This is a genomic window from Saccharothrix sp. CCNWYY140 (genome assembly GCF_037401995.1).
GTDB lineage: Bacteria > Actinomycetota > Actinomycetes > Mycobacteriales > Pseudonocardiaceae > Actinosynnema.
Genome location: NZ_JBBEGC010000070.1, coordinates 25,955 through 37,336, shown reverse-complemented (window position 1 = coordinate 37,336; position 11,382 = coordinate 25,955). Strand labels below are relative to the sequence as shown.

Below are 11,382 nucleotides of genomic sequence, written 5' to 3'. Positions count from 1 at the left end.
CTTTTCCGGTTGCACAAACGGGCCAAGCGTGGTTGCCTCCGGCAGGCCGGACGGGGAAAGAAACCGACGCCCTTCCCACCCCGGGGGCCTGCCGCGCGGCGAGCGCCGCTTTTCATCTTGAGAGCGCGAAGCGCGTTCAGCTCGAGAGCGAAGCGTCGCGTTCAAAGATCCTGAAAAGCTTGTTGAGGTTGTGCACGCCTAAGAGCTCGGCGTTATGCGCGGCGTCTGGACGGTATCGCGGTCAGAACGGTGAACAAAGCGGCGGCAGCCTGAACCAGAAGCAGGAGTTCGCGCAGTGTGCTGGACGCCTCGATCCGCACCTCCGACGCCGTCGCCGGCACCGGCACCCCCACCAAATGTCCCCAAGCCCGCACAACAGCCACCGGCCGCCCGTCGACCGTCGCCGACCACCCCGGCTCCTCCTCCGCCGCGACGACCAACAACCGCCCCTCCGGCCCCTCCGACACCCTGACGCCCACCTCAGGCGGTGCCGACTCAACGGGAGCGATGCCGGGCACCCCCAGGGAGTCCGGCGGGGTGCCGCCAGTCCTCGCCCTGCGTGCCAACTCGGGGGACAGCAGCACCGCGTTGCCGGCCGCCAACTGCACCCGGTACACCGGCCGTCCATCCGACATGGGAGGTGCGACGGCCACCAGGTCCCCCAGGGCGTCCCGCATCCTCTGACCCGATGGCCGGTCCTCGGTCACCACGAAGGCCACGCCCGACGCTGCTGCCTGCGCCAATGCCGTTCGGGCTGCCTTGGGGTCGCCACCGGTCAGGTCTCGGCGCCATCGATCCAGGCGGGTGGTCGCGCCGGCCACTGGGATCAGGTCGTCGTCGCCAAACGACGGCATCCGGCCGGCCACCTGCCGGGTCGGGGTGCCCAGGACCAGCACAGACCGCCCAGTCCTCGGCAGTTCCTGCTCCACGGTCGACGGCAGCCGAGCACCGGAGGCCGTCAGCGGCCCGGACCTCATCCCGGCGAACCCGCAGCACGCCAGAGCGGCGACAGCCACGACCCCACCCACGGCGAAACCGCGCACCGCAGGCATCGGACGGGCGTCGCGCCGGCACGCCGCAAGAACCACCCACAGCAAGCCCCACGACACCACCACGAGCGGCGCACCGGTCCACCCCTGCACGGCCGGACCACCGACCACAGGCGTCACGCCAACCGTCCGCAGCACGACCACAGCCAGTCCGGCCCCGACGACCACCACCAACCCGGGCAGCATCCGCCGCGAGAACCGGAACACCACCGCGCACAGCGCGAACAGCACCACCACGCCACCCACGAACGGCAGCGCACCCGGCCCACCCGGCCGCAGGGTCAGCAGGTCCACCACACCGACCGGATCAGTCGGCAGGAACGCGCCCACCCCGTGCAGCACGACCGACGGGTTCTGCAACACCACCGCAGGCCACGGCATCAACAGGGCCATCGGCAGCAGCACGACGATGAACAGCCCGGCCACCCGCCGCCGCCCATCACCCGACCGCCCCGGCACCGCCACGAACCCGACCAACGCACCCACGGCCACCAGCGCGTGCACCAAGGGCGAGAACGCGCCCAAAACCGCCAACGCCAAAGCCGTCCCGGACGCCACCGGCAGCCACGACGGCCCCGACCCGCCCCGCAGCACGGCGAAGACCCCGGCGAACACCACCGGCATCAGGACGTGCACCACCACGACGTCCAGCCGCCCCTGGCTGACCGCCGACGTGGCCGCCGGCACCAGCGCGTACGCCGCCGCGACCACCGCCCGCACCGGCCGCCGCACGGGCAGCCGCCGCGTGGCCAGGTACGCCGACAGCCCGGCCAGCGGTGCGTTGCCGATCAGCAGGACCGCCACCGCCGCGCTCGGGCCGATCAGGACGCCCAGCGTCCCCAGCACGGCCAGTGCCGCCGGCGCGGGGGCGGACGTCCCGCCGGCCACCGGGTGCCACGCCGCCAGGTACTCCGACCACACCTCCGCCAACGACGGCACGGGCAGCAGTCGGCCGCCGGACAGGTCCAGCCCGATGCGGGTCGCGTTGGCCAGGATCCCGAAGACCACCAACCCGAGCACGAGCACCAGCGGCGGACCCAGGACCAGCGACCACAGCATCCGCGTCCGGTCGACCTCGACGAACACCACGGACCCACCGCGCGGCACGGGCGAGGGGCGCGGGCGCGGCGACGGGCGCAGGGAACCCCGCAGCGGGGCTTCCACCGGCACGGTCGTGGCCGGCCGCCGCAGCCCGCCGGTCACCCGGACCGGACGCCGCCGCGACAGCACGCCCGCGGGCAGCGCCGCCGGGCCGACCACTCGACGCTCCACTTCGGACGGTGGCGACCACGCGACGGGACGCACGTCGTCCTCCGGCAGCCGGCCCAGTGCCGCGTCCGCCTCGACCCGCCGGCGAATCAGGTAGGCCGACGCGCCCCGGATCGCGTTGCGCAGCCTGGTGATCCGCGTCGTGAACAGCCCGCGCACCACGCCCTTCGCCGGGCGCGCCACCCGCGCCGCGCGCAGCCCCGCCCGTCCACCCAGGACGTACCCGACGGCGCCCAGTTCCGCGTGCGCGTCGGAAAACCTCCGCACCAGGAGGAAACCCAGCGCCCGCAACACGCCGAGCACCGCCAGTCGGGGCACGCCGAGGAGGAACGCCAAGCCGCCGCAGTTGGCCAGGAACGTCCGCAGCCCGTGCGCCCGGTCCACCCCGCGCAGCGAAGGGCCGGGACGGGCCACGGCCGCGTCGAGCTTGCGCATCCCGCGCGACATCGCGCGCACGTGCCGCATCCGCGCCACGGGCACCGACAGCACCAGGTGCCCGGCGCGGTTGGCGCGCCAGCCGAAGTCGATGTCGTCGCGCAGCAGTGGCAGCTTCCGGTCGTAGCCGTCCAGCGACTCCCACACCGCGCGCCGGATCAGCGAGCCCGCCGACGACACCGCCAGCGCCTCGGTGCTCTGCTGGAACGCCCCCGCGAACTCCACGCCGCCGATGCCGGTCTGCCGGTGCCCGGACGAGTCCGTGGACAGCCCGGCCTCGACCACCAACCGGGGGTCGGCCCAGTCCAGGCTCAACGGCCCCAGCACAGCTGCCGACGGCGACACCTCGGCGGCGGTCAGCAGCAGGGACAGGCAGTCCGGGTCCGGGGCGCAGTCGTCGTGCAGCAGCCACAGCCAGGCGCCCGGGTCACCCCACCGCGCGACCGCGTGGTCGACGGCCGCGTGCACCGCTTCGGCGAAGCCCGTGCCGCGGGACAGCGTCAGCACCCCGTCGATCACCCGATCGGGACCTTCCGCCGCCTCGGCGAGGATCTTCGCGGTCCGGTCGATCGACCCGGTGTCCACGGCGATCACGTGCCGGGGCCGGGGGCGCTGCCGGCGCAGCGCGGACAGGGCCGTGCCCAGCCACTGGTCGCCGTCGTGGCACACCAGCACGGCGAGCACGGGCACGGTGCGCAGCCGTGGAGTGGCGCCGCTCGTCAAGTGCCGCTCCCGTCCGTCCGACAACCCGTGGACGACACGGTAAGGCAGGACGCGGCGGAACGATCACACGGCGCGCTTCTTGAGCTTCCTCCGCTCCCGTTCGGACAACCCGCCCCAGATCCCGAAGCGCTCGTCGTGCTGCAACGCGTACTCCAGGCACTCGGAGCGCACCTCGCAGCCCAAGCAGATCCGCTTGGCCTCGCGCGTCGAGCCGCCCTTCTCCGGGAAGAACGCCTCCGGGTCGGTCTGCGCGCACAGGGCGCGCTCCTGCCAGTCCTGCTCGTCGGTCGCGTCGAAGAGTTCCGTGAACACCACCGACTCCCGCGCCGGCGCGTCCCCGTCCACGTTGCGACCCCCGTCGAATTCCCGCATACCGTCCGCCTCCTCGCCTTCCGCTCTCCCCGGTTGGCGGACACCACTCGCCGTCCCCACAACGACGAATGACACCGATGTGATTACACCTGTGTCACAACACCCGGTCAAGCCGAGTCCACAGGACGGGGGATATTCGCGCGATCGGCGGCGAAAACCTTGACTGGCAGCACAGACGGTGATTCACACGGCACACCGAGCGACAACCCCTGCCCGAACGGCCGAGCACGCCGGTCTGCGGGTGCGGGCGCGACGGGCAAGCGCGGGCGGCGCATTCGAGTGCTGTCAACGCGGGTGCGGGGTGCGACGGGCGAGCGCGGGCGGGGGCACGGCTCGCGCGGGCGGGTCGGCGCGCGGTCCCGCCGCCGGAGCGGTCCAAAGCCGCCTGCCTTGTCGGGTGGTCGAGCCGAAAGGCCACACTGGTGGGGTGAAGCGATCAGCGGTGCGACCCAGTCCACTGTTCCTCGGCCTGCTCGCGATCACGGTGGCAGGCGCCGTGATGACCTTGTTCGGCGACCAGAACAGCACCTTCGACGACCCCGTGGTGATCGCGGGCACCGTGCTGTTCATCCTCGGCGGGTGGGCGGTTTCCCTGTGCCTGCACGAGTTCGGGCACGCCGTCGTCGCCTACCGCGGCGGCGACTACGCGGTGAAAGCACGCGGTTACCTGACGCTGGACATCCGGCACTACACCGACCCGATCATGTCCCTCGTGCTGCCGCTGGTGCTGCTGGCGTTCGGCGGCATCCCGCTGCCCGGCGGCGCGGTGTGGATCAACCACCACGCCTTGCGCAACAAGCGCGTCGAATCGCTGGTGTCGCTAGCCGGGCCGGTGAGCAACCTGGTGCTCGGCGCGCTGCTGAGCCTGTCCGTGCTGGTGTTCGAGCCGCCCGCGGGGCTGTCGGCCGCGCTGTCGTACCTGGCGCTGCTCCAGGTGCTGGCGTTCGTGCTGAACATGCTGCCGGTGCCGGGCCTGGACGGGTGGGGCGTGATCGAGCCGTGGATGTCCTACCAGGCGCAGCAGTTCGGAGCGAAGGCCCGGCCGTGGGCGCCGCTGGTGCTGTTCGCGGTGCTGCTGGCGTTCCCGGCGGTCGCGGCGATCTTCTTCCGGCTGTCCTACGCCGTGTTCGGACTGGTCGGCGGCGAGGAGCTGTGGGCCGGGCTCGGGCAGGGCACGTTCATGTTCTGGCGCTGAGGCGGGCGCTGAGGGGGCCTCGCGGCCCCGGTGGGAGGATGGCGTCCCGTGAAGGTCGTCGTACTGGTGGGAGGGGTCGGCGGGGCTCGGTTCCTCGTCGGCCTCAAGTCGTTGTTGAGTGCCCCTGAGCACGAGATCACCGCGGTGGTGAACACCGGGGACGACGTGTGGATGCACGGGTTGCGGATCACGCCGGACCTGGACACCTGCATGTACACCCTGGGCGGTGGGATCGACGTCGAGCGCGGCTGGGGCCGGGCGGACGAGTCGTGGACGGTCAAGGAGGAGCTGGCGAAGTACGGCGCGGAGCCGACGTGGTTCGGCCTCGGCGACCGGGACATCGCCACCCACCTGGTCCGCACGCGGATGCTCCGCGCGGGGTACCCCCTGTCGGCCGTGGTGGAGGCGCTGTGCCACCGGTGGCAGCCGGGCGTGCGGCTGCTGCCCATGTCCGACGACCGGGTGGAGACCCACGTGGTCGTGTCGGAGGGTGACGAGACCCGGGCGATCCACTTCCAGGAGTGGTGGGTCAAGCACCGCGCGTCACTGCCGGCGCAGTCCTTCGCGTCCGTGGGCGCGGAGACCGCGACCGCCGGGCCGGGCGTGGTGGACGCGATCCTGGAGGCGGACGCGGTGCTGCTGGCCCCGTCCAACCCGGTGGTCAGCGTCGGCACGATCCTGGCCGTGCCGGGCGTCCGGGACGCGCTGCGCAAGACCGACGCCGGCGTGGTGGGCCTGTCGCCGATCATCGGCGGCAAGCCGCTGCGCGGGATGGCGGACGCGTGCCTGACCGCGATCGGCGTGGAGACCTCGGCGGAGGCGGTGGGCCGGCTCTACGGCTCGCGCAAGACCACCGAGGGCGGCGTGCTGGACGGGTGGCTGGTGCACACCGGCGACCGGTGCGACGTGCCGGGCGTGGCGGTGCGGGCGGTGCCGCTGCTGATGTCCGATGTGGACGCGACGGCGGCGATGGCCCGTGCGGCGCTGGAACTGGCGGGTGTCGGCGTTGGCTGACCACGCCGCCCGCGGCGCGATCACGGTCCTGCCGGTCACCGGGTTGCCGGAGTTCCGGCCGGGCGACGACCTGGCCGGCGCGCTGGCGTCGGCCGCGCCGTGGCTGGAATCCGGTGACGTGGTCGTGGTGACCAGCAAGGTGCTGTCCAAAGTAGAGGGTCGGCTGGTGTCCGTGCCGGCCGACCCCGAGCAGCGCGACGCCGTGCGCCGGTCCTACGTCGAGGCGGAGGCCGTGCGGGTCATCGCCCGGCGCGGCCGGACGCTGATCACCGAGAACAAGCTGGGCGTCGTGCAGGCCGCGTCGGGCGTGGACGCCTCGAACGTGTCCGGCGACGAGATCGCGTTGCTGCCGGTGGACCCGGACGGCTCGGCGGCGGCCCTGCGGGCGGCGTTGCGGTCCGCGCTGGGCGTCGAGGTGGCCGTCGTGGTCACCGACACGATGGGCCGGGCGTGGCGGGTCGGGCAGACCGACGCGGCGATCGGGGCGTCCGGGCTGGCCGTGCTGCACCGGTACGCCGGGTCGGTGGACGCGCAGGGCAACGAGCTGCTGGTGACCGAGGTGGCCGTGGCCGACGAGGTCGCCGCCGCCGCGGACCTGGTCAAGGGCAAGCTCGGGGCGGTGCCGGTGGCCGTCGTGCGGGGGCTCCCGGTCGCGGACGACGGGTCGTCGGCGCGGGACCTGGTGCGGCCGATCGAGGACGACATGTTCCGGCTGGGCGTCGAGGAGGCGGTGGCGCAGGGGCGGGCCGAGGCGGTGCTGGTGCGCCGGTCCGTGCGGTCGTTCACGGCCGACCCGGTCGACCTGTCCGTGCTGCGGCGCGCGGTGGGCGCGGCCCTGACCGCTCCCGCCCCGCACCACACGCGGCCGGTGCGGTTCGTGCACCTGCGAGAGCGCCGGGTCGCTTTGTTGGACGCCATGCTGGAGCGCTGGCGGTCCGACCTGCGGGCCGACGGGTGGTCCGAGGAGCGGATCGAGCGGCGGGTGGCCCGCGGCGACTTCCTGCGGGCGGCGCCGGAGATCGTGGTGCCGTTCCTGGTGGCCGAGGGGGCGCACAGCTACCCGGACGCGGCCCGGACGGCGGCGGAGCACACGATGTTCACCATCGCCGGCGGCGCGGCCGTGCAGGGGCTGCTGGTGGCGCTGGCGGCCGAGGGCCTGGGGTCGTGCTGGGTGTCGTCGACGATCTTCTGCCCGGACGTGGTCCGGGACGTCCTGGGCCTGCCGGAGACGTGGGAGCCGCTGGGCGCGGTGGCGGTGGGCCACCCGGTCGAGCCGCTGGCGCCGCGTCCGCCGCGGGGTGTCGAGGAAGGGTTCGTGGAGCTGTGAGCCTGCACGCCGACACCGTCGAGGTGCTGACCGCCTGGCGCGCGCCGAACCGCGGCCAGGAGGCGCTGCGGCAGGCGTACCTGGGCTTCCTGGCCGCGCGGCCGGACGGGTGTGAGCGGTCCTGCGAACCCGGGCACATCACCGCGTCCGCGCTGGTGCTGGACGCCTCGGGCGAGCGGACCCTGCTGACGTTGCACCCCCGGGTGGGGCGGTGGTTGCAGTTGGGCGGGCACTGCGAGCCGTCCGACGAGACGCTGGCCGGGGCGGCGCTGCGGGAGGCGACCGAGGAGTCCGGGATCGCGGGGTTGACCATCGACCCGACGCCGGTCCACTTGGACGTGCACCCGATCACGTGCTCGCTGGGCGTGCCCACGCGGCACTTCGACGTCAGGTTCGTGGTGCGGGCGCCGGTCGACGCCGCTGCGGTGCGCAGCGAAGAGTCGGTGGACCTCCAGTGGTGGCCGCTGGACGCGCTGCCCGAGGACGTGGACGACCTGCGGCCGATGATCGACGCGGCCCTGGTCCAGATCGCCCGGTGAGTCAGATCGCCCGGTAGTCGCGGGGCGAGAAGCGCGGGGCGAAGCGGGGTTTGCGCGCGCCCGAAAGTTCCACGTACCGGACCGCCCGGTGGCGTTGGGGCGAGTAGGGCGCCAGCACCTCGGCCATGCCGTCGTCGTCCAGCGGCCGGCCCAGCAACGCCCAGCCGACCAGGCCCGCGAGGTGGAAGTCGCCGAAGCTGACCGCGTCCGCGTCGCCCCACACCCGCTGCGCCACCTCGGCCGCCGTCCACACGCCGATGCCGGGCACCTTGCACAGCAGCGCCCGACCGGCCTCGCCGCGCAGCGACGCCGCGTCCTCCAGCCGGTGCGCGACCTGGGCGGCGGCGATCAACGCCCGCCGCCGCGCCCCGTCCACCCCGGCCTTGTGCCACTCCCAGTCGTGGATCGACAGGACCGCCCGGGGCGTCGGCGGCACGAACATCCCGGTCACCGGCCCCGGCGCGGGCGTGCCGAACCGGCGGCACAGCCGGCTGTAGGACCGGTGCGCCTCGATCGAGGTCACCTTCTGCTCCAGGATCGCGGGCAGCAGGCAGTCCCACACCCGCCCGGTCGCCCCCAGGCGGACGCCCGGCGACCGGCGCCGGGTCTCGGCGATCAGCGGGTGGTGGCACTTGAAGGCCGAGTCGTCGTCCTCGGCGCCCAGCAGCGCCGGCAGGCCGTCGAGCAGCCACTCCGCACCCTCGCCAAACGCTTGCGCCTCGACGGCGTCGGAGCGCGTGATGTGCAGGGTGCCCGGCCCGACCGGCGTGTTCGCGGTCAGCCAGACACCCCCGACCGCGCGGAACGCGACGTCACCGGGTCCCCGCCGGAGGGGGCCGAGCACGGCGCCCACGTCCAGCGGGAACTCCGGCCGCCACGTCCTACGCATCGGTCGAGAACCGCACCCCTGCCTCGGGCAGCACGACCCCGGGCCACACGCGCGCGCCGCCGATCAGCTCGCACCGGGCGCCGACCACCGCGCCGTCGCCGATCACGGCGTCCTTGACCACCGCGCCGGCCTGCACCAGGGCGTTGGCCCCGATCACACTGCGCTCGACCACCGCGCCCTCGCCGATCACCGCGCCGTCGAACAGCACGGCCCCGTCCACCACGGCGCCGGAGGCCACGGTGCACCCGACGCCCACGGTCGACCCGCCGGTCAGCCGGGCGCCCTCGTCCACCTTCGTGTCCCCCAGCACGATCGCGTCACCCGGCGCGGCGGGCAGCGCGGCGGACGGCGCGACCCCGCGCACCAGGTCCGCCGAGCCCTGCACGAACGCGGCGGGCGTGCCCAGGTCCAGCCAGTAGGAGGTGTCGACGTGGCCCTGGAGGCGCGCGCCGGACTCCAGCAGCCCGGGGAAGGTCTCCCGCTCGACCGACACCGGCCGGCCGGCGGGGATGGCCTCGATCACCGAGCGCTTGAAGACGTAGCAGCCGGCGTTGATCTGGTCGGTCGGCGGGTTCTCGGTCTTCTCCAGGAACGCTGTCACCCGGCCCTCGGCGTCGGTCGGCACGCAGCCGAACCGGCGCGGGTCCTCCACCTTCACCAGGTGCAGGGTGACGTCGGCGTCGTTGGTGCGGTGGGTGTCGAGCACGCCACGCAGGTCCACACCGGACAGGATGTCACCGTTGAAGACCATCACGTCGGGCTCGCGCAGCAGGTGGGCGACGTTGCGGATGGCGCCGGCGGTGTCCAGCGGCACCTCCTCGACCACGTACTCCAGCTCCAGCCCGAGCGTCGAGCCGTCCCCGAAGTGCTCCTCGAAGACCTCGGCCTTGTAGGACGTGCCGAGCACCACGTGCGTGATGCCGACCTCCCGGATGCGGGACAGCAGGTGCGTGAGGAACGGCACCCCCGCCGTGGGCAGCATGGGCTTGGGGGCGGAGAGCGTCAGTGGCCGCAGCCGGGTCCCCTTGCCCCCGACCAGAACCACCGCCTCGGCGCCTTGCAGCTCCGACATGCCGTTTTTCCTCCTCCGCTTACTTCCGCTCGTGGATGCGAATACTCTGGCACGAGCACCTTGACGACACGGCCGCAGGTCTCGTGTCGCGGAGCGTCACCGATCGGCACCGCCGGCTCCCGCGAGCCGGCCCAAGGGAAACGCAGGAGAGATCCGGATGGACCCCCGCGCTCGGGCCGACGCGGCGCTCGCCCGTGCTCGTGCACGTGGCATCCACGTCGTCACCCCGGACAACATGACGAGCCCGATGGACTCGTCGGCCACCCAGCAGATCCCGAGATCAATGGTGAACGCCGCCGACCCCCGCATGGCGGACCCCGACTCGACGATGGTCCTGTCGGCGCAGACGGCGGCGGGCGGGCCCTTCACCCCGCAGACCCAGCCGATCGCCGCGCACCCGCCGCAGGCACCCCAGCCACAAGCACCCCAGCCCCAGGCTCAGGCTCAGGCGCCGCAGACCCAGCCGATGCCCGCTCAGCAGCCCGCGCCCCAGCAGGAGCCGGAGCTGCGGGTGGCCCCGGGTCCGGTGCCCACGGTCCAGCAGGTGTCGACCTCCCGGCCGTCCCTGTCCCAGCGCCTCTCCGGCGGACCGGAGCAACCCCCGCAGGGCTTGTCCCAGCGCCTCAACGGCTGATCAGGACCGGCGGGTCACCAGGCGCAGGCGCAGTCCCAGGCCCGTGCGGACCGCGAACCGCAGCGGAGCCCACAACGGCCCCTGGTGCCGGTCCGACAAGTAGCGGTAGGCGCTGCTGTGGTGCGCCGCCAGCATCCGGTTGGACATGCGGGACGTCGAGTGCCCGCCGATGTGCGTGACCGACGCGTCCGGCACGTAGACGTTCAGCCACCCGGCCCGGCCCAGCCGCTCGCCCAGGTCGACGTCCTCGAAGTACATGAAGTACCGGGGGTCGAACCCGTCCACCGAGTCGAAGGCCTCCCGCCGCAGCAGCAGGCAGGACCCCGACAGCCACCCGGCCGGGCGCTCCCGCACCGCCGCGGTCTCCTGCCGGTACTCCCGCGTCCACGGGTTGCCCGGCCAGATCTTGCCGAACACCGCGTGCCCCAGCCCGCGCCCCAGCGACGGCAGCTGCCGCGCCGACGGGTACACCTCGCCGCTCGGCTCGTGGATCAGCGGGCCGAAGGCGCCGCCCCGCGGCCACCGCTTGGCGGCCTCCAGCAGCACGTCCAGGGCACCCGCGTCCCACGAGACGTCGGGGTTGGCGACGACCACCCACCCGTACTCGTCGGGCAGCGACGCGACACCCCGGTTGGCCGCCGCGCCGTAGCCCAGGTTGCCCCCGGTCGGCAGGAAGGTCACCTCGTCGGACGCCGCCGCCGCGCGCTCGGGCGCTCCGTCGGTCGACCCGTTGTCGGCCAGCACGACCCGCACGGGACGGGTGGTCGCGTCCTTCAGGGTGGACAGGAACGTGTCCAAGGTCTCGCCGGGCGAGTAGGTGACGGTCACGACCGCCAGTCCGTCTCCGTAGCGCGTCACGGCGGC

10 protein-coding genes are annotated in these 11,382 nt (G+C 73.6%); 5 read left to right on the top strand and 5 right to left on the bottom strand.

The window, feature by feature from the left end; genetic code table 11:
- Positions 1–212: 212 nt before the first annotated feature.
- Positions 213–3,476, bottom strand: coding sequence for a glycosyltransferase family 2 protein (locus tag WBN91_RS26235; RefSeq protein ID WP_337723664.1), 3,264 nt, complete (start codon positions 3,474–3,476; stop codon positions 213–215).
- A 63-nt stretch (positions 3,477–3,539) separates the two neighbouring features.
- Positions 3,540–3,848, bottom strand: a complete 309-nt coding sequence (locus WBN91_RS26230; protein ID WP_246029932.1) for a WhiB family transcriptional regulator — start codon at positions 3,846–3,848, stop codon at positions 3,540–3,542.
- A 427-nt stretch (positions 3,849–4,275) separates the two neighbouring features.
- Between WBN91_RS26230 and WBN91_RS26225 the strand changes: the two genes are divergently transcribed.
- Genes WBN91_RS26225 through WBN91_RS26210 form a run of 4 tightly spaced genes read left to right on the top strand, consistent with a single transcriptional unit; the run spans position 4,276 to position 7,923 of the window.
- Positions 4,276–5,043: a site-2 protease family protein gene (locus tag WBN91_RS26225; RefSeq protein ID WP_337723665.1), complete on the top strand. Its 768-nt coding sequence runs from the start codon at positions 4,276–4,278 to the stop codon at positions 5,041–5,043.
- Between the two features lie 48 nt (positions 5,044–5,091).
- On the top strand, positions 5,092–6,057 hold the full coding sequence (gene cofD, locus WBN91_RS26220) for a 2-phospho-L-lactate transferase (protein WP_337723666.1): 966 nt from the start codon (positions 5,092–5,094) through the stop codon (positions 6,055–6,057).
- The gene (locus WBN91_RS26215) at positions 6,050–7,384 is read left to right on the top strand and encodes a coenzyme F420-0:L-glutamate ligase (RefSeq protein WP_337723696.1); all 1,335 of its coding nucleotides are present in this window, start codon (positions 6,050–6,052) and stop codon (positions 7,382–7,384) included. Before cofD ends, WBN91_RS26215 begins: the two co-directional genes overlap by 8 nt.
- Positions 7,381–7,923, top strand: coding sequence for an NUDIX hydrolase (locus tag WBN91_RS26210; protein WP_337723667.1), 543 nt, complete (start codon positions 7,381–7,383; stop codon positions 7,921–7,923). The genes WBN91_RS26215 and WBN91_RS26210 overlap by 4 nt, the downstream gene beginning before the upstream one ends.
- A 1-nt stretch (position 7,924) precedes the next feature.
- Here the strand turns inward: WBN91_RS26210 and WBN91_RS26205 are convergent, their stop codons facing one another.
- Positions 7,925–8,812 carry a DNA-3-methyladenine glycosylase family protein gene (locus WBN91_RS26205; RefSeq protein WP_337723668.1) on the bottom strand — a complete coding sequence of 296 codons (888 nt, stop codon included), beginning with the start codon at positions 8,810–8,812 and terminating at the stop codon, positions 7,925–7,927.
- Complete coding sequence (locus tag WBN91_RS26200) at positions 8,805–9,884, bottom strand: NDP-sugar synthase (RefSeq protein ID WP_337723669.1); 1,080 nt, start codon at positions 9,882–9,884, stop codon at positions 8,805–8,807. The genes WBN91_RS26205 and WBN91_RS26200 overlap by 8 nt, the downstream gene beginning before the upstream one ends.
- A 157-nt stretch (positions 9,885–10,041) precedes the next feature.
- Here WBN91_RS26200 and WBN91_RS26195 point away from each other — a divergent pair, with 157 nt between their 5' ends.
- On the top strand, positions 10,042–10,518 hold the full coding sequence (locus WBN91_RS26195; RefSeq protein WP_337723670.1) for a hypothetical protein: 477 nt from the start codon (positions 10,042–10,044) through the stop codon (positions 10,516–10,518).
- On the opposite strand, the gene WBN91_RS26190 is transcribed toward WBN91_RS26195, so the two are convergent.
- Positions 10,519–11,376: a glycosyltransferase family 2 protein gene (locus WBN91_RS26190; RefSeq protein ID WP_337723671.1), complete on the bottom strand. Its 858-nt coding sequence runs from the start codon at positions 11,374–11,376 to the stop codon at positions 10,519–10,521. It abuts the gene before it with no gap.
- Positions 11,377–11,382: the final 6 nt, after the last annotated feature.

Coding starts and splice junctions, on each gene's coding strand:
- WBN91_RS26195 (WP_337723670.1), top strand. CDS start 10,042: ATGGACCCCCGCGCTCGGGCCGACGCGGCGCTCGCCCGTGCTCGTGCA.
- WBN91_RS26200 (WP_337723669.1), bottom strand. CDS start 9,884: ATGTCGGAGCTGCAAGGCGCCGAGGCGGTGGTTCTGGTCGGGGGCAAG.
- WBN91_RS26230 (WP_246029932.1), bottom strand. CDS start 3,848: ATGCGGGAATTCGACGGGGGTCGCAACGTGGACGGGGACGCGCCGGCG.
- WBN91_RS26205 (WP_337723668.1), bottom strand. CDS start 8,812: ATGCGTAGGACGTGGCGGCCGGAGTTCCCGCTGGACGTGGGCGCCGTG.